General features: G+C 71.8%; 16 protein-coding genes and 1 pseudogene. 7 read left to right on the forward strand and 10 right to left on the reverse strand.

Annotation, left to right across the window (positions count from 1 at the left end):
• Position 1: 1 nt before the first annotated feature.
• Both UK82_RS11425 and UK82_RS32675 read right to left on the reverse strand, forming a co-directional pair.
• Positions 2-1,666 (reverse strand): SulP family inorganic anion transporter, encoded by a 1,665-nt coding sequence (locus UK82_RS11425; protein ID WP_161849105.1) that lies wholly within the window; start codon positions 1,664-1,666, stop codon positions 2-4.
• 38 nt (positions 1,667-1,704) lie between these two features.
• A complete protein-coding gene (locus UK82_RS32675; protein WP_044885789.1) occupies positions 1,705-2,319 on the reverse strand; it encodes a CBS domain-containing protein in 615 nt (204 codons plus the stop codon).
• A 219-nt stretch (positions 2,320-2,538) separates the two neighbouring features.
• On the opposite strand from UK82_RS32675, the gene UK82_RS32680 reads away from it, so the two are divergent.
• Together UK82_RS32680 and UK82_RS11440 are read left to right on the forward strand one after the other, a co-directional pair.
• On the forward strand, positions 2,539-3,177 hold the full coding sequence (locus tag UK82_RS32680) for a 2-oxoacid:acceptor oxidoreductase family protein (RefSeq protein WP_055407072.1): 639 nt from the start codon (positions 2,539-2,541) through the stop codon (positions 3,175-3,177).
• 79 nt (positions 3,178-3,256) lie between these two features.
• Positions 3,257-4,519 carry an acetyl-CoA hydrolase/transferase family protein gene (locus UK82_RS11440; RefSeq protein WP_044885790.1) on the forward strand — a complete coding sequence of 421 codons (1,263 nt, stop codon included), beginning with the start codon at positions 3,257-3,259 and terminating at the stop codon, positions 4,517-4,519.
• 67 nt (positions 4,520-4,586) lie between these two features.
• Here the strand turns inward: UK82_RS11440 and UK82_RS11445 are convergent, their stop codons facing one another.
• A complete protein-coding gene (locus UK82_RS11445) occupies positions 4,587-5,228 on the reverse strand; it encodes a response regulator transcription factor (protein ID WP_044885791.1) in 642 nt (213 codons plus the stop codon).
• A gap of 219 nt (positions 5,229-5,447) precedes the next feature.
• Here UK82_RS11445 and UK82_RS11450 point away from each other — a divergent pair, with 219 nt between their 5' ends.
• The 4 genes and pseudogenes from UK82_RS11450 to UK82_RS37330 form a co-directional block, all read left to right on the forward strand.
• On the forward strand, positions 5,448-5,768 hold the full coding sequence (locus UK82_RS11450) for a hypothetical protein (protein ID WP_236705795.1): 321 nt from the start codon (positions 5,448-5,450) through the stop codon (positions 5,766-5,768).
• Positions 5,769-5,809: 41 nt separating this feature from the next.
• On the forward strand, positions 5,810-5,977 hold the full coding sequence (locus tag UK82_RS33620) for a hypothetical protein (protein ID WP_161849106.1): 168 nt from the start codon (positions 5,810-5,812) through the stop codon (positions 5,975-5,977).
• Positions 5,978-6,185: 208 nt separating this feature from the next.
• Positions 6,186-7,076, forward strand: coding sequence for a universal stress protein (locus UK82_RS11460; RefSeq protein ID WP_095212215.1), 891 nt, complete (start codon positions 6,186-6,188; stop codon positions 7,074-7,076).
• 280 nt (positions 7,077-7,356) lie between these two features.
• Positions 7,357-7,554 (forward strand): annotated as a pseudogene (locus tag UK82_RS37330) (serine/threonine protein kinase); the annotation flags it as partial.
• 316 nt (positions 7,555-7,870) lie between these two features.
• Here the strand turns inward: UK82_RS37330 and UK82_RS11465 are convergent.
• Together UK82_RS11465 and UK82_RS11470 are read right to left on the reverse strand one after the other, a co-directional pair.
• The gene (locus UK82_RS11465; RefSeq protein WP_044885794.1) at positions 7,871-9,160 is read right to left on the reverse strand and encodes an amidohydrolase family protein; all 1,290 of its coding nucleotides are present in this window, start codon (positions 9,158-9,160) and stop codon (positions 7,871-7,873) included.
• Between the two features lie 275 nt (positions 9,161-9,435).
• Positions 9,436-10,233, reverse strand: a complete 798-nt coding sequence (locus UK82_RS11470; protein ID WP_044885795.1) for an SDR family oxidoreductase — start codon at positions 10,231-10,233, stop codon at positions 9,436-9,438.
• A gap of 385 nt (positions 10,234-10,618) precedes the next feature.
• Between UK82_RS11470 and UK82_RS11475 the strand changes: the two genes are divergently transcribed.
• Complete coding sequence (locus tag UK82_RS11475) at positions 10,619-11,830, forward strand: CaiB/BaiF CoA-transferase family protein (RefSeq protein WP_044885796.1); 1,212 nt, start codon at positions 10,619-10,621, stop codon at positions 11,828-11,830.
• Between the two features lie 180 nt (positions 11,831-12,010).
• On the opposite strand, the gene UK82_RS11480 is transcribed toward UK82_RS11475, so the two are convergent.
• The 5 genes from UK82_RS11480 to UK82_RS37335 all read right to left on the reverse strand — a co-directional run.
• Positions 12,011-12,829, reverse strand: a complete 819-nt coding sequence (locus tag UK82_RS11480) for an SDR family NAD(P)-dependent oxidoreductase (RefSeq protein WP_044885797.1) — start codon at positions 12,827-12,829, stop codon at positions 12,011-12,013.
• Positions 12,830-12,884: 55 nt separating this feature from the next.
• Complete coding sequence (locus tag UK82_RS11485) at positions 12,885-14,171, reverse strand: amidohydrolase family protein (protein WP_044885798.1); 1,287 nt, start codon at positions 14,169-14,171, stop codon at positions 12,885-12,887.
• A gap of 62 nt (positions 14,172-14,233) precedes the next feature.
• Complete coding sequence (locus UK82_RS11490) at positions 14,234-15,109, reverse strand: pantoate--beta-alanine ligase (RefSeq protein WP_044885799.1); 876 nt, start codon at positions 15,107-15,109, stop codon at positions 14,234-14,236.
• 243 nt (positions 15,110-15,352) lie between these two features.
• The gene (locus UK82_RS11495) at positions 15,353-16,249 is read right to left on the reverse strand and encodes an enoyl-CoA hydratase (RefSeq protein WP_055407074.1); all 897 of its coding nucleotides are present in this window, start codon (positions 16,247-16,249) and stop codon (positions 15,353-15,355) included.
• Positions 16,246-16,864: class I adenylate-forming enzyme family protein (locus UK82_RS37335; RefSeq protein WP_236705796.1), on the reverse strand; the 619-nt coding region annotated here is incomplete at its 5' end. The genes UK82_RS37335 and UK82_RS11495, both read right to left, overlap by 4 nt.

Genomic DNA, 16,864 nt, shown 5'->3' on the forward strand with positions numbered 1-16,864 from the left:
CTCATCCCATCACGGCCAGGGCCACCACCGCGTCCTCGACCGTCATGAACAGGCGGTCCGGGCCGAGCGCGGCGAGCAGGCCGGCGTGCACCAGGTCGTGGTGGACGAGGTGGGACGACCGGGCGATCCCGACGGTGACGCCCCGTCGGCGCAGCCTGTGCAGCAGGTCCCGCAGGGTCTGTGCGGCCGTGTAGTCGATGTCGGAGATGCCGCCGGCGTCGAGCACGAAGGCGTGCACCGGTGAGCGCGCCGCGTCGACGAGGTCGCGGATGCGGGCGGCCGTGTGGTCGGCGTTGCCGTACCAGAGCGGGCCGTAGAGCAGGTAGACGACCACGCCGGGCACCTGTTCGGTGGGCTGCCCGACGTCGACCGGAATCCAGTGATCGGTACCGGGTTCGCGGCCCAGCACCACATCGGCGGGACGGGCGGCCCGCCAGGTGCGGTCCGCGAGCGCCAGCACCATCGCCACGATGACGCCCTGTTCGACCCCGACCAGCGCCACCGCCGCGGTCGTGACGACGGCCAGCGCGTACTCGAGCCGGTCGAACCGCCGGATCGTGCGCAGCTCGGTGATCCGCAGCAGCCGGGACGCGACGAAGACGAGGATGGCGCCGAGGGCGGCCTGCGGCAGATTCCGCAGCACGCCGGCGGCCCCGGTGACGAAGCCGAGCGTGAGGCCGGCCGCGACCACGGCGCAGACCTGCGTGCGGCCGCCCGTCGCGACCACGATCGCGGTCCGCGGCGGGCTCGCGTTCACCGCGAACGATCCCCCGAGACCCGCCAGCAGGCTGCCGGCACCCACGGCCACCAGGTCGCGGTCGAAGTCGCCCGCGGTCCCGGGGGCCGGGGCGGCCCCGCGCTCGGTCGCCGCCGTCTGGATCACGCACAGGAAGGTGACGACCAGCGCCGCCGGCAGGAGGTGGCGCACCTCGCTCCACGGCGCCGACGGCAGGCCGACGGTCGGCAGGCCGGCCTGGACCGGGCCGACCGTCTCGACGCCCCGGGAGCCCAGCCCGAGCCAGGCGACCGCCACGGTCGATCCGATCACGCCGAGCAGCGCACCCGGTATGCGGCGGTCGAGGCGTTCGCCCGCGACGATCACAGCGAGGACGAACGCCGCGATGGCCACCGCCCAGCCGTTGGTGTGGCCGAGCCGGCCGGCGACGGCACGTAACCGGCCGATGGTGTTCGTCCCCTCCCCGGGGACGCCCAGGAAGGCGGGGAGCTGGCGGACGAGGATCTGCACGGCGATGCCCGCCAGCACCCCCGTGACCACCGGCGTGGACAGGAACTGGGAGACCCAGCCGAGCCGGAGCAGACCGACCGCGGTGACCAGCAGTCCGACCATCACCGCGAGGATCGCGAGGGACTGGACGTAGGGCGGACTGCCCGGGGAGCCGACGGTCGCCGCCGCCGCGGCCAGCAGCGGCGCGATCGTCGAATCGGCCCCCACCGAGAGCTGGGGATGGCGGCCGAGCACGGCGAACATCAGCGATCCGGCGACGAAGGCGTACAGGCCGGCCCAGGCAGGTGCGCCCGCCAGGCCCGCGGTGGCGACCTGCTCCGGTACGGCGACGCCGGCGAGGGTCAGCCCGGCGGCGAGATCCCGACCCAGCCAGGCGGCCCGGTAGCCGCGCAGGGTCGGGATGATCGGCCAGGAGGTCACAGTGCATCCCTGTATACAGGGATGCCGCCGGCCGGCGCCTACCCGGGCTGCTCGTCCTCGCCGGGGTTCAACCGGGCCGCGAGCACGCCCGGCACCGCCCGCACCAGCCGCAACGCCGTCTCCGGCTCGGGCAGGCCCGCGACGACGAGGGTCACCTCGCCCTCGGTGACCTCGACGGTCGGGCGCAGGCCGCCGTCCCACCGGGCGAGCACGTCCCGCACGTCCGCGGCGATCTCGGCGTCGGGGCGGGCCAGCGGACGGAGCAGGTCGCTGCGGCTCACCAGGCCGACCAGGCGCTGATCCTGATCAAGGATGGGCATCCGGGTGATGTGCTCGGACAGCATCGTCTGGATGATGTCCGCGACATCGGTGTCGGTGCGGGCGGCCACGACGGGGCTGGTCATCGCCTCGCCGGCGGTGAGCGGCACCCGGTCGTCGATCGGCAGGTCGCGGCGGAGGTGGCGGCGAGGGTCGGGGGTGGACTCGACCGCGATGAGGTCGGCCTCCGTGATCATGCCGAGCAGCCTGCCGTCCTCGTCGACGACGGGGACGGCGCCCACCCCGCGGTGGACGAGGAAGACGGCCACCTCCTTGAGTGGGGTGTCGGGGGTCACCACGCAGACCTTGGGTGTCATGATCTCGTCGGCGCGCACGACCTGCCTCCTGGACGTCGGCGGCACGGGGCCCGTGGGGGCCGCGCGGTGCCACGCGGCGGCCCTGTGTCGAGGATCTCCCCGCCGGCCTGCGGTGGACAGGGACGAACGACACACCGGCCCGGACCTTCGGCCCTCGATCGGGAGCCGTCTGCGGAGGATCGTCCCGAACGAGGGTCGCCGCAGGGAGGCGTCTCGCCGGCAAGGGGATGATCCTTCATGTTCACGGTTCGTATCCATGGGTTCGGCGGTCAGGACGTGCTGGCCGCCGCCGAGCTGCTGTCCGTCGCGGCGTACACCGACGGTCGGCACGGGCAGGCCTTCCGCGTCGGCGGCCAGGAACGGACCGGCTCCCCGACGGTCGCCTGCTGCCGGATCGACGACCGGCCGCTGCCCGCCCGGGAGCCGGTGCTCACGCCGGACGCCGTCGTGGTTCGCGACCCGGCGTTGCTGGGCGTTCACGAGGTGTTCGACGGCCTCGGCCCGGACGGCTACGTCCTGATCGACGCCACCGGTGCCGCCGGCCGGTTCGGGCTGGCGGCGGCCGCCGGCCGCCGGCCGGAGCGAACGGTGGCGGTGCCCGCGAGCGAGATCGCGCGGCGTGAGCTCGGGCTCGCGCTGCCCAACGCTGCCCTGCTGGGCGGTCTTGCCGCGCTGACCGGCGTCGTGTCGCTCGCTTCGGTCGAGACGGCGATCCGGGAGTCGTTCGGCGGCCGGTTGGCGCACGACAACGTCGAGGCGGCGCGGGATGCCTTCGCGTTCGTCCGGTACCAGCAGCGGGAGCGCCTCGGCGCCGCCGCGGCGGAGGCACCGGCACCGGCGGAGGTACCGGCGCCGGCGGAGGTGCCGGCGCCGTAGGGGCTGCCCTCGGGCCGGCCGCGAGCGGTGAAGGCCGGGTACCTGATGCGCCGCGGCCGTGGATTGGGACGATGGGGGTATGCGAATCGTCAGCACGTCCCTGCTTGGCCAGCTGGTCGCGGGGCATCTTGCCGGCCGCGGTGACGGGGCCGCCGGGCGGCGGCCGGTGGTGGTGGCGTCGGGGAACTTCGCCAGTCCGGGGGTGGCCCTGCGGGTGGTGGACGAGGTCGTCGAGTCCTACCGGTTGTTCGTGCTCAATCCGCAGGCGGGCCTGCCGGTGCGGGCGGGGGTGTCGCATGTGACGCCGTTCGTCGGTCCCGGCATGCGGGGGCTGGCGACGTTGGAGTACGTGCCGTGCCGGTTGAGCCTGGTTCCCCGGCTGCTCGCCGGGCCCTACCGTCCGGATGTCGTCGTGGTGCACACCAGCCCGCCGGTGAACGGGCGGGTGTCGCTCGGCACCGAGGTCAACATCCTGCCGGCGGCGGTGGAGGCGGCGCGGGCCGGCGGGGGGCTGGTCGTCGCCCAGCTCAATCCGGCGATGCCGTACACGTTCGGGGACGGGGAGCTGTCCCTGGAGATGATCGATCTGGCCGTCGAGGCGGAGCAGCCGCTGTCACAGCCGGCGGTGAGAGCGGGTGACGAGGTGGGGCGGGCGATCGGGGAGCGGGTCGCTGCCCTGGTCGTCGATGGTGCGACCCTGCAGCTCGGGATCGGTGGGGTGCCGAACGCCACGCTCGCCGCGCTGACCGGCCGCCGTGGGTTGCGGGTGTGGACCGAGACGTTCTCCGACGGTGTGCTGGCCCTCGATCGGGCCGGTGCGCTCGATACCGGTGCTGATCTGGTCACCAGCTTCCTGTTCGGTTCGGCGGAGCTGTACGGCTGGGTGGATCGCAACCCGCGGGTGCGGCTGCTGCGTACCGAGACCGTGAACGATCCCGGCACGATCGCCCGCCGGCCGGCGATGATGTCGATCAACACCGCGTTGCAGGTGGACCTGCACGCGCAGGTGAATGCCTCCCACGTGCGGGGGCGGGTCTGGTCCGGCTTCGGTGGACAGCCCGACTTCGTCGCCGGTGCCCTGCACGCGGCGGGTGGCCATGCGGTGATCGCGCTGCCGAGCTGGCATGCCAAGTCGGACACCTCGACGGTCGTGGCGTCCCTCGGTGAACCGACGACCAGCTTCCAGCACAGCTACCTCGTCAGCGAGCACGGCACCGCCTCGCTGTGGGGGCGCAGCGTGCAGGGGCAGGCCCGCGACATCATCGCCCACGTCGCCGACCCCCGCGCCCGCGACGGGCTCACCCAGCACGTCGAGGCCCTGGCCGTGGCGCCCTCGGGCTGAGCGCGCGATCTTCCTGCCGTGGCCCGGGGCGGGGTTGCGGCAGGGTGGCCGGTTCCCGGCAGGTCGGTCAGTCCTCGCCGGTCAGCTTCAGCGCGTAGACCGCGGCCTGTGTCCGGCTGGTCATGTCGAGCTTCTCCAGGATGCTGGAGACGTAGTTCTTGACCGTCTTCTCGGACAGGTGCACCCGGGTACCGATCTGCCGGTTGGTGAGACCTTCGGCGATGTACTGAAGGATCTCGCGTTCCCGGGCGCTGAGGGACGCCAGCGCCGGATCCTTCTTCGGCCCCTCGCGCATGCGTTCGAGCACCCGGCGGGTGACCGACGGGGAGAGCAGCGACTGCCCGGCTGCGACCGAACGGATGGCGCTCACGAGGTCGTTGCCACGGATCTCCTTGAGCACGTAACCGGCCGCGCCCGCCATGATGGCGGAGAACAGCGCCTCGTCGTCGTCGTAGGACGTCAGGATCAGACAGGCGATGTCGGGGTGGGCGGAGCGGATGTCCCGGCACACGTCGATGCCGCTTCCGTCGGGGAGCCGCCCGTCGAGGACGGCGACGTTCGGCAGGAGAGCCGGGATCCGGCGCAGCGCCTCGGCGGCGAGACCGGCCTCGCCGACGACCTCGATGTCGTCGTGGCGTTCGAGGGTCTGTCGTAGACCGTTGCGCACGATCTCGTGATCGTCGAGGATGAACACCCGGATCGTCTCCATGCGCAGGACGATACGGCGCTCTTCCCGCTCGGTCAGGCGGAGCCGCCAACGTCCCACTCTGGACTTCTGGCCTGGCCCCGGTGCGGCCCGGGGGATGGGGCACCGTCCGCGCCGCCACCCCGGTGCGGCATGCCCGACTCCGGGCGGGGAGACCGTTGGTCCGCCCGGGCAGGACGATCGGCCCGTGTGGCCGGGTGGCCGCCGCGGGATGGTCATCTCATGAATCTCCCCGGCATTCACCTGTCCCGGTCGGCCGTGGCGTCCAGCCCGGACGCGCAGAACGGTACGGCCGTCGTGGACCCGCGCCCGCCGCACCGGGCGATCGAGCCCGGCAGCCGGTCCTGCTGCTGCCCCTCCGAGCCGGTCGCGCAGATCGTGCTCGCCCCGGGCGAGACGCATGCCCATGAGGTCGACATCCTGCTGTGCGCCCACCATCTGCGCCGCAGCGCCCTGGTACTGAGATCGTTGGGGGTCGCCGTCTACGACCGGAAGGGCAACCTCATCGAGGACCCGGCCAGGGTGTTCGGCCGGGATCGCTGATCCCGAACACGGGCGGACGAGGGGCTGTGCCCGTGAAGTGGATGACCCCACAGAGGTATCTGATCGAGGAAGCGGTCGTCCGGACCGTTCCCGACCGCCCGTCCCGGGTCCTTCGGGTGACCCGTGACGGGCATGCGGTCGAGCGTTATGCCTCCTGGATCGACCTGATGGTCGCCCTGGACGTCCACCGGATGGACGAGGTCGACTGACGAGGTCGACGGACGAGGGCGACGGACGAGGGCGATCGACGAGCTCGCCGCCGTCGGCGCCGCGGGCCTGTGACGAACGTCCCGAAAATCCCCTACCAACGCCGCGCGATCTCTGTTCGAAAGTCGGTCGTCCGCACGGCCGCCAATCGCGACAGTCAGTGCAGGAAGCAACCGGCTGCCCGGTGGGGCGAGGATGCGGGAGGCGCAGATGAGGACCGGAACCATTCTTGTCGGAGTCGACGGTTCGGCGGGATCCGAGAGCGCATTGCGGTGGGCCGTGCGGGAGGCGCGGCTGCGGCCCGGACCGGTCACGGCCGTGTTCGGCTGGACGGCGGAGGGTCCGCGCGGCGTGTACCGCGCCGCCCCCCACGCCGACCACGACGCGCTGGCCCGGGCCGCGGCGGCGGTCCTCGACCGGGCCGTCGTGGACGTGGTCGGCCAGGACGGGCGGGTCGGCCAGGACGGGCGGGGCGCGGTAGGTCAGCTGGTCGTCGAGGCCGACCCGGTCGAAGCACTGATCAAGAACGCGGGCACGGCCGAGATGATCGTGGTGGGGGCGCGGGGGCACGGGCCGGTGCACCGGATGCTGGCCGGCTCGATCAGTCAGGGCGTCGTGCACCACGCGCCGGTGCCGGTCGTGGTGACACGCGGATCCGTCCCCGCGGTCGAGGAGCGCGACAGCCGGCCGGTGGTCGTCGGGGTCGACGGCTCGCCGTCCTCGCTCGCCGCCCTGACCTGGGCCGCGGTCGAGGCCGAGGCGCGCGGCGTCCAGCTGCGGGTGGTGCACGCCTGGGGCAGCGGCAACGTCGTGGGCCCGGCCCTGATCGCCTCCTGGCAGCAGTCGCTGGTGGGACAGGCGCAGCGCACCCTCGACGCGGCGGTGGCCGACGGCGTGGGGGAGAGGGCGAACGTCGACGCGGTCGTCACGGGCGACCTGCCGGCCCAGGCCCTGCTGCGGGAGTCCGGCGACGCCCAGCTCCTCGTCGTCGGCAGCCGGGGTCGGGGCGGCTTCGCCGAGCTGGTCCTCGGCTCGGTGAGCCACCAGTGCGTCCTGCACGCCGCCTGCCCGGTCGCGGTCGTGCGCACCGGCCCGCGGTAACACGGTCGATCGGGCCAGGACCGACTTCGGCCGCCTCGACATCCTGGCCAACAACGCCGGTCTCGGGCGGCTACGTCTCGCAGCTGTGATCCCGTGACCGCAGGATCCCGTGACCGCAGCCTGGGCTGCGGCCGTCTCCGAGTCTTCCCGCGTGTCTCGGCGAACAGCGAGGTGAGTGTCTGGGCCTCGTCATGAGGACCGAGGACGGTAAGATCCTGCGCGAGATCATCGGCCGTGGCGACCGTTTGCGGATGCTCCTCTCCGAGCACGTCCTCGCAGCAAGCTGATCCGCCCGGATCTCGCCCAGCTGGCCGGGTTTCGCCGCCGGCTCAAGCACGAGGCGGACAGCGCCCGCCGCGTCGCGCGATTCTGCACGGCGGCGGTCCTCGACGTCGACACCACCGCCGACCCGCCGTATCTGGTCACCGAGTACGTCGACGGCCCGACCCTGGCCGAGGCGGTCGGTGGGCGGGGTCCTCATCTACGCCGGAACCGGCCGCTATCCGTGTTCAGCCGATCGGAGTGCGTCCCTTGCCGTCCAGCGGGACCGACGGCCACACGGAACGCCGGATCCGGTGCGGCCGACGAAGCCGAACCTTCGGGTGCAGCACCCCTGCCGGCACCGAAACATACGGCCGGATCGAAAGGGGAGAGCACTTTCAGCGGTCACCCGTGAGGCGCTCGGTCAGGTCAGCGGTTCGGATTCCGCCCCCGCCACCGTGCAGGCCTTGCAGGTGGACGCGCGGGCCGGCCGGGGCCGACCCGCGCGGATGGTGGGGCACCTGCAGGTGGGACTACTGGCCTGCGCCCGTGGCGGCCACCGAGCCCAGCAGCGAGGCGTTGCCGGAGTCGGCCTCCGCCTTGCGGCGGCCCATGCTCTTGGGCTCGATGTCGACGTCGGCCGCCTCGGCGCGCAGCGCGGCGACGGTGGACTTCTCCCTCGGCCGGATGGCGAAGGGGTCGAACGAGAACGCCCGCATCGCGTTCTCGTGGGTGATCTTGTTGATGTCGGCGTCCGAGACCCCGGCGAGGTCCTTGAACAGCTTCTCGGGACCGTGCGGCCAGGTGGAGTCCGAGTGCGGGTAGTCCAGCTCCCACATGATCTTGTCGATGCCGACCTGGTCGCGCAGCTTCACGCCCACCGGGTCGTCGATGAAGCAGGTCCAGATGTGGTCGTAGAAGACCTGGCTGGGCAGCCGGCCGCCGAGGTCGGTGAACGTCCACGCGTGGTGGTGCTGGTAGACGTAGTCGGCGCGCTCGAGGGCGTAGGGCAGCCAGCCGATGCCGCCTTCGGACAGGGCCATCTGCAGGTTCGGGATCCGCTTGAAGATCCCGGAGAAGACCAGGTCGGTGACCGCCATCAGGCTGTTCACCGGGGTCAGGGCGATCATGACCTCCGGCGGGGCGTCCGGGGCGGTGATGTTCATCGACGACGACGAGCCGATGTGGATGTTGACGACCACGTTGTTGTCCGCGCAGGCGCGCAGGAACGGGTCCCAGTACTCGGTGTGGTAGCTCGGCAGGCCCAGCTTGGTCGGGTTCTCCGAGAAGGTCACCGCGTGGGCGCCCTTCGCCGCGACCCGGCGGATCTCCTCGGCGGCGAGCTCGGGGTCCCACAGGACGGGCAGGGTGATCGGGATCAGCCGGTCCGGGTGGGAGCCGGCCCACTCGTCGATGTGCCAGTCGTTGTAGGCGCGCACGCTGGCCAGCGCGAGGTCCTTGTCCTTCGCGCGCAGGAAGAGCTGGCCGCAGAAGTGCGGGAAGGTGGGGAAGTTGATGCCCGCGAGCACGCCGCCGGCGCTCATGTCCCGCACGCGCTCGTCGGCGTCATAGCAGCCGGGGCGCATCTGGGCGTACTCGGTCGGGTCGAGCCCGTACTCCTCCGGGGGACAGCCGGCGACGGCGTTGAGGCCGACGTTCGGGGCGAAGCCGTCCTCGAACGCCCACAGGTCGCCGCCGTTGGGGCCCTTGACGATGTGCGGAGCCCGGTCCTTGTACTTCGCGGGGATGTGCGCGTCGAACATCGTGGGCGGCTCCACGACGTGGTCGTCGACGCTGATCAGGATAAGGTCTTCGACCTGCATGACACTCCTTGACGCTTACAGAGGACGGAGGAACGCACCGGATTTCTCCCTGCTCCTCGTCGGTGAACGTGACGCAGCTCTATGAGCTGTAACACTACTAAGACTACCGTCAGGATGGAAGCGTTGTCAGCGATGGAAGCGTTGTCAGCGATGGAAGCGTTGTCAGCGATGGAAGCGTTGTCAGCGATGGAAGCGTTGTCGGCGATGGGAGCGCTCCCGGCGAGGGGAGGGGTGCCGGCCTCGGACCGGCTGCGGCGATCCGATCCCGGCGCGGATCAGAACGCCGAGCGGTGATGGCCGCCGTCGACCTCGATCCAGTTGCCGGTGACGTAGCCGGCCTGCTCCGAGCACAGGTAGACGATCATCGAGGCGATCTCGTCCGGACGGCCGAGGCGCGCGGCGGGCACCCGCGCGTTGGTGCGCATCCATTCGCGGCGGGCCTGCTCGTCGTGCACGCCGACGTTGGCGTCCATGTAGGCGATCGCGTTGGCGGTCTCGATCCAGCCCGGCGCGACCGTGTTCACGGTGATGCCGTAGCGGGCGTACTCGTCGGAGACGGTCTTGAGCAGGCCGATCGTCGACGGGCGGGTGGCGTTGGCGATGGCGTGGTGGATCGCGCCCACCGGCTCCTTGGCGGTCGCCGAGCCGATGTGGACGAAGCGCCCCCAGCCGGCCTCGCGCATCCCGGGCAGCACGGCGTGCAGCAGGTAGACCTGGCTCATCGTGTAGCTGCGGAACGAGTCGACGTAGTGCTCGGGCTCGGTGATGTCCTCGAAGTCGCCCGGGATGTTGAAGACGGTCTGGCCGATCACGATCAGCGGCGGGCCGAACGTCGAGGTGACCTCGGCGACCGCCCGGTCGACGTCGGCGCGGTCGGTGAGGTCGGCCGGGACCCCGATCGCGGTGCCGCCGTCGGCCGTGATCTGCTCGACCGCCTCGTCGATGGCGGTCTTCGTCCGGGCGACGATCGCCACCTTGCAGCCTTCGGCGGCGAGCAGGCGGGCGGCCTCGCGGCCCATCCCCTTGCTCCCGCCGGTTAAGAAGACGACCTTGCCGGCGATGCCGAGATCCATGCGTTGTGCCTCCTGGGCGTGAGTGCCCGCTCGCTCGCCGGCCTGCGGCCGGGGCGTCGGGTGGTCAAGCGGGGAACGTCGGTCGGCTCCGGGGCCCGCGCCTCGCCGCGGGGATCGCGGCGGGGAACGAGGTGTGGTCAAGCCGGCAGCCGCGATGTAGAACACAATTCTAGGAACGTCCTGGCGGGAGCGTCAACGCATCGGCGGCGCCGCCACGCGGGGCGTGGGCGGCCGAACCGCCCCCGTGCCGGGCTGGCGCGGGGGAAACTTGATGATTCCGTCAAGTTCTGGTCGCCCCGACGGACTGACGAGGTGATCCCGATCTTGGTGATCATCATGGGGTGCGGCCGGCAGGCCGACCATAGGGAGACCAGGTGTTGATCTTATGACGTTTCCGCTCACGGGTATCAAGGTGCTGGAGTTCTCCGAGCACGGTTTCGTGCCGTCCGCCGCGGCGGCGCTGGCCGACTTCGGCGCGGACGTCGTCAAGCTGGAACGGCCCACCGGCGATCCGATGCGCCAGATCCACGCCAACCGCCTCGTTCCCGAGGCCGATGGCGAGGAGTTCATGTTCGAGCTGGTCAACCGCAACAAGCGGGGCGTCGCGCTCGACGTGGAGACGGCGGCCGGCCGGGCCGTGTTCGAACGGCTCGTCCGCTGGGCGGACGTCTACATCACCAACCAGTTGCCCCGGGTGCGGCGCAAGCTGCGCACCGAGCCCGCGGACCTGCTGGCGATCAACCCGAAGCTCGTCGTGGCCAAGGGCCACGGCCAGGGCCAGGCCGGCCCGGACGCCGAGGCCGGCGGCTACGACGGGGTCTCCTACTGGGCCCGCGGCGGCGTCGCCCACGTCCTCACCGCGCCGGACGCGCCGGAGCCGACGATGCAGCGCCCAGCCCTCGGCGACGTGCCGACGGGCATGTACCTCGCCGGCGCGGTCTGCGCCGGCCTCGTCCACGTCCTGCGCACCGGCAAGGGCGTCGTCGTCGACACCGCCCTGCTCAACGGCGCGACCTGGACGATGGGCCCCGACCTCGCCTACAGCTCGCTGACCGGCCGCCAGATGCAGATGACCGGCGGCGGCCCGCGCAGCCCCCTGGTCAACACCTACCGCACCGGCGACGGCCGCTTCGTCAACCTCGTGATGCTCGACGAGGCCCGCTACTGGGCGCCCGCCTGCACCGCCGTCGGCCTGCCCGAGCTGATCGACGCCTACCCGGACGCCGCGTCGCGCCGGTCCGCCTGGGGCGAGCTGGGCGACCGGTTCCGGGCGGCGATCGGCGCGCTCACCCGCGCCGAGTTCGACGCCCGGCTGCGGGAGCAGGACTGCATCTTCTCGTTCTACGCGGTGCCGGAGGAGGTCGTCGGCGACCCGGCCGTCGTCGACAACGGCTACCTCATGGCCCATCCGACCCGCCCCGGGCTGCGTCTGCCCGGCGCGCCGGCCCAGTTCGACGACGCGCATCCGGTGATGCGCCTGGCCGCGCCGGCGCTCGGCGAGCACTCCCGCGAGGTGCTGCGCGAGCTCGGCTACGACGCCGAGGAGATCGACCGGCTGGTCAAGGACGGCGTGCTCGGCAGCCCGCCGCCCGCCTGAGCGTCCCGCCCGGCTGAGTCGCCGCCCGGCTGAGTCGCCGCCTGCCGCCCGGCGGATGCGTGGGAGCGGGCCTTCCTGTCTCGTCCACAGGGTTGCACGTCCGAGATATCCCTGTGGAGGAGACAGCTGGCGCCGCTCCCACGCACACCGTCCGCGGGGCGCGGGGCGCGGGGGCGCGGACTAGCCGGCGACCGGCTCGTTCGGGACGACGCGGGGGACGACCGGCTGGTGGCTGGTCGCGCCGCCGTCGACGGTGAGCTGGGTGCCGGTGACGTACTTCGACTCGTCGGCGGCCAGGTAGACCGCGGCCGCGGCGATGTCGGCGGGTTCGCCGAGCCGCGGCAGCGACAGCATGCTGCGGATGACGTGCATGTACTCCTCGTCGGCGAGCAGCTTGCGCATGGTGTCGCCGTCGGTGTTGATGAACCCGACGATGATCGCGTTGGCGCGGATGGAGTCCGGGCCGTAGTCGACCGACATCTGCCGGGTCAGCGAGTTGATCGCGCCCTTGGACGCCTGGTAGGCGGGTCGGGAGCGCACGGACAGGATGCTCGACGACGCCGAGATGTTGATGATCGAGCCGCCGCCCGCCGCGCGCATGTGCGGGATCGCGTACTTGCTGGCCCACAGCGTCCCGTACAGCGCGGTGCGGACGGTGTAGTCGAAGTCCTCGTTGGTGATCTCGTCGACGTGGTTGTCGACGCCGCTGATCGTCACGTCCGTCGCCGCCGCGTTGTTCACCAGCACGGTGACCGGGCCGTAGGCGTCGACGGTTGCGGCGATGGCGCCCGCGACGTCGGACTCGATCTGGTTGTCGGCGCGCACGAACGTCGCGGTGCCGCCGGCGTCGCGTAACTCCTTCTCCAGCGCGGTGCCGGTGGACTCGTTGCGGCCGGTGAACGCCACCGATGCGCCCTCGTCGACGAACATCCGCACGATCCCGGCGCCGATGCCGGCGGTACCGCCGGTGACCAGCGCGACCTTGCCCTGAAGCCTCATGTGCCGTCCTCTCGGTGCGACCGGTACGACCGGGTCTGCTGCTGGTGCGGGCCGCTCATCCCTTGCCCGCGGCCTGCACGGCGATCGCGGCGAGCTCTCCCGGGGTGCTGCCGCGGTGCTCGCGCAGGATGTGCCGCAGCGTCAGGTCGACGTCGGCGCCCTCGGCCCGCAGCGCCGCGACGGTGGAACGCTCGCGCGGGCGGTGGGAGAAGGCGTCGAAGTCGAACGCCCGCAGCGCGTTGAGGTGCGTGATCGCGTTGACCTCGTCGTCGGGGATGCCGGCCAGCGAGCGGGCCAGCTCCTCGGGGCTGTTCGGCCAGGTCGAGTCGCCGTGCGGGTAGTCGCACTCCCACATGATCGTGTGCAGGCCGACCCGCTCCCGCAGCACGAGCCCGGCCGGGTCGTCGATGAAGCAGCTGTAGATCTGGTCGCGGAACAGCTCGCTGGGCAGCCGGTCGCCGAGCTCGGTGCCCGTCCACGCGCGGTGGTGGCGGTAGACGTAGTCGCAGCGCTCGAGGGTGTAGGGGATCCAGCCGATGCCGCCCTCGGACAGCGCGATCCGCAGGTCCGGGTAGCGGGGGAGCACGCCGGAGAACAGCAGGTCGGTCAGGGTCGACTGGGTGTTCATCGGGCTGAGCGCGATGGAGACCTCCATCGGCGCGTCCTCGGCGGTCACCGGCACCTGCGACGACGAGCCGATGTGCAGGCAGACGACGACGCCCGTCTCCGCGCAGGCCGCCCAGAACGGGTCCCAGGAGCGGTTGTGCAGGCTCGGCAGGCCGAGCTTCGCCGGGTTCTCCGAGAAGGTCACCGCGCGGCAGCCCTTCGCGGCCACCCGGCGGATCTCGTCGGCCATGAGCTCGGCGTCCCACAGCGGCATGACGGCCAGCGGGATGATCCGGCCGGGGTGGGCGCCGGCCCACTCGTCGATGTGCCAGTCGTTGTAGGCGCGCACGACGGCGAGCCCGAGCTCGCGGTCGGCGGTGGCCCGGGTCAGGAACTGGCCGCAGAACTGGGCGAAGGTCGGGAAGTTCAGGCTGGCCAGCACTCCGTTGACGTTCATGTCCCGGATGCGCTCGTCGATGTCGTGACATCCCGGCCGCATCTGGTCGAACCGGGTCGGGTCCAAGCCGTAGTCCTCCGGGCGCACGCCGGCGACCGCGTTGAGGCCGATGTTGGGGGTGATCTGCCCCTCGTAGGTCCAGATCTGGTTGCCGTCCGCGGTCTCGACGACGTGGGGCGCGCGGTCGCGATAGCGGGCGGGGATGTGCGCGTCGAACATGGTGGGCGGCTCGACGACGTGGTCGTCGACGCTGACGAGGATGAGGTCACCGACATCCATGGGGCGCTCCTGTCAGGGGGCGAGCAGGCGAGTGGGCGAGTGGGCGAGTGGGTGAGCGGCGGTCAGGCGGTGGGGACGGTGACGCCGATGTTGTCGACCAGCGGCGTGGTGCCGAAGCGGACCGAGGCGAGCAGGCGGACCTCGCCGTCGCTGGGGCCGCCGTCCGCGGCCGGGTCGAGGGTGTCCAGCGGGCGCAGCGTCGCCGCCTCGACGGCGACGATGTAGTCCGGGTCGGCGACCGGGCGCAGCCGGGCCAGGGCGACCTCGGCCGCGGCGCGGGCATCGCGTTCCCCGGCGGCGATCGCGTCGGCCGCGGCGGTCAGCGCGGCGTACAGCGCCGGCGCGGCGGCGCGCTGCTCGGGGGAGAGCTTGGTGTTGCGGCTGGAGATCGCCACCCCGTCGGGCTCCCGGCGGGTGGGGCAGCCGATGACCCGCGACGGCAGGTGCAGGTCCTCGGCCATCCGCTGGAACATCACCAGCTGCTGCCAGTCCTTCTCGCCGAAGAACGTCAGGCAGGGCCCCGCGATGTTGAGCAGGGTGGCGACCATCGTGACGAGCAGCTCCATGTGCTCGCCCTCGGGCATGCCGGTCAGGTGCCGCAGCATCCCCGGCATGGCCATGAAGGTGTTCGAGGGCCGCTGGTAGAGGTCGTGGCGCAGCGGGATGTAGAACACGTCGACACCGGCCGCCTCGAACAGCGCCTGGTCGTGGGCGAGGTCGCGGTTGTAGGCCTGCACGCCGCCGGAGGCCCATTCCAGCTTCAGCGCGCCGTTCCAGAACACCGCGACGACGTCGCACTCCTTCTTCGCCTCTTCGACCAGGGAGATGTGCCCGGAGTGGGTGCCGCCGCTGGTGCCGACCATGGCGACCCGTCGCCCGGCCGCCCGCTCGGCGTCGAGCAGCTCGCGGACCTCGGCATGCTTCTCAGTGGTGATCATGACGCGCTCCAGGGTCGAGGATCATCGCCGCTCTCTTCCGGGGAAAAGGGGGCGGGGAAAGATGGTGAGGGGATGTGATGACACTCACGGATCGCTGTCGCCGTGTCAAAGTACCGTTCAGAAAGCTGAACAAGCGTTCAGTCGGCGGACATGCGTGAGCCACCGCGTCGCGACTGCTCGCGAACGCGGTGGCTCAGACGGTGCTGTACGGCGGTGCTGTACGGCGGTGCCGGGCGGTGGGCGCTAAGGCCGGTTCTTGTCGGCTGGCAGGATCGCGGGGGCGTTGCGCCAGTCGTCCAGGCCGTACTCGGCGGTGCCGACGTACACCTTGCCGCCGGAGACCTCGCTCCAGTGCGCGTGGTTGAGCTGGTGCAGGGTGAAGGCGGAGTCGAGCGCCGAGCTGAAGCCCATCGCGTCCTGCGCCTGGTTGACCGACTCCTTGACCAGCAGCGCCGCCATCGTCGGGACCTTCGCGATCCGGGCGGCGAACTCCACCGTCCGCTCGGAGATCTCCGCGACCGGGAAGACCTTGCTGACCATGCCGAGCGCGTGCGCCTCGTCGGCGCCGAGGGAGTCGCCGGTGAGCAGCAGCTCCTTGGCCTTGCGCGGGCCGAACTCCCAGGGATGGGCGAAGTACTCCACCCCGCACATGCCCAGGCGGGTGCCGACGACGTCGGCGAACACGGTGTTGTCCGCGGCCACGATGAGGTCGCAGCACCAGGCCAGCATCAGCCCGGCGGACAGCACGTTGCCGTGCACCTGGGCGATGGTGATCTTGCGCAGGTTCCGCCAGCGCTTCGTGTTCTCGTAGTAGTAGTGCCACTCCTGGCGGGTGCGGTTCTCCGCGCCGCCGTAGGAGGCACCGTTGCACAGGAAGGTCGGGTGCAGATCGGGGCCGTCCGGGTCGCGCTCGGCGAGGCTCTCCGGGGTGCCGAGGTCGTGGCCCGCGGAGAACGACGCGCCGGCACCGCGCAGGATCACCACGCGCACGCCGTCGTCGGCCTCCGCCCGCGCGAACGCCTCCCCGAGCTCGACGAGCAGGCCCCGGTTCTGGGCGTTGCGCGCCTTCGGCCGGTTGAGGGTGATCCGGGCGATCCGGCCGTCGGCGAGCGTGTCGTAGTCGATGTAGCGGTAGGTCATGCACGCACCTCTCGCGGCGCCTCTCGCGGCGCGGCCGCCAGCCGGGCACGCAGCGCCTTCTTGTCGATCTTTCCGGTCGGCAGGACGGGCAGCTCGTCGACGATCACCGCGTACCGCGGCGACTTGTAGCGGGCGATCCGGGTGGCCACGTGCTCGCGCAGTTCGCCCGAGATGAGCTCGGCGCCTGCGCCACTCTCGGCACCGGGCGCGAGGACGACGACGGCGCACACGGCCTCGCCCCACCGCTCGTCGGGCACGCCGACCACGGCGCACTGCACGACGGCGGGATGGGTGAGCACGGCGTCCTCGACCTCCAGGGAGTAGATGTTCTCCCCGCCGCTGATGATGACGTCCTTCTTGCGGTCGACGAGGTGCAGCAGGCCCTCTTCGTCGAAGACGCCGACGTCGCCGGTGTGGCACCAGCCGTCGGCCAGGGTCACGCCGGTGGTCGCCGAGTCGTTCCAGTAGCCGCGGAACATCGCCGGGGAGGCCACGACGATCTCGCCGGGCACGCCGGGCGGGCACTCGACGCCGTCGTCGTCGAGGATGCGGATCTCGGTGTCCGGGTAGGGGAAGCCGACGGAGGTGAGCCGGCGGTCCCGGTCCGGCCCCGAG

It is taken from the genome of Frankia sp. ACN1ag, from assembly GCF_001414035.1.
Lineage (GTDB): Bacteria > Actinomycetota > Actinomycetes > Frankiales > Frankiaceae > Frankia > Frankia torreyi.

Bases quoted from the DNA above. Each gene is read 5' to 3' on its own strand.
- UK82_RS32680 (WP_055407072.1), top strand. From the start codon at position 2,539: ATGTTCACGGTTCGTATCCATGGGTTCGGCGGTCAGGACGTGCTGGCC.
- UK82_RS11440 (WP_044885790.1), top strand. From the start codon at position 3,257: ATGCGAATCGTCAGCACGTCCCTGCTTGGCCAGCTGGTCGCGGGGCAT.
- UK82_RS11445 (WP_044885791.1), bottom strand. From the start codon at position 5,228: ATGGAGACGATCCGGGTGTTCATCCTCGACGATCACGAGATCGTGCGC.
- UK82_RS11450 (WP_236705795.1), top strand. From the start codon at position 5,448: ATGAATCTCCCCGGCATTCACCTGTCCCGGTCGGCCGTGGCGTCCAGC.
- UK82_RS33620 (WP_161849106.1), top strand. From the start codon at position 5,810: ATGACCCCACAGAGGTATCTGATCGAGGAAGCGGTCGTCCGGACCGTT.
- UK82_RS11460 (WP_095212215.1), top strand. From the start codon at position 6,186: ATGAGGACCGGAACCATTCTTGTCGGAGTCGACGGTTCGGCGGGATCC.
- UK82_RS11465 (WP_044885794.1), bottom strand. From the start codon at position 9,160: ATGCAGGTCGAAGACCTTATCCTGATCAGCGTCGACGACCACGTCGTG.
- UK82_RS11470 (WP_044885795.1), bottom strand. From the start codon at position 10,233: ATGGATCTCGGCATCGCCGGCAAGGTCGTCTTCTTAACCGGCGGGAGC.
- UK82_RS11475 (WP_044885796.1), top strand. From the start codon at position 10,619: ATGACGTTTCCGCTCACGGGTATCAAGGTGCTGGAGTTCTCCGAGCAC.
- UK82_RS11480 (WP_044885797.1), bottom strand. From the start codon at position 12,829: ATGAGGCTTCAGGGCAAGGTCGCGCTGGTCACCGGCGGTACCGCCGGC.
- UK82_RS11485 (WP_044885798.1), bottom strand. From the start codon at position 14,171: ATGGATGTCGGTGACCTCATCCTCGTCAGCGTCGACGACCACGTCGTC.
- UK82_RS11490 (WP_044885799.1), bottom strand. From the start codon at position 15,109: ATGATCACCACTGAGAAGCATGCCGAGGTCCGCGAGCTGCTCGACGCC.
- UK82_RS11495 (WP_055407074.1), bottom strand. From the start codon at position 16,249: ATGACCTACCGCTACATCGACTACGACACGCTCGCCGACGGCCGGATC.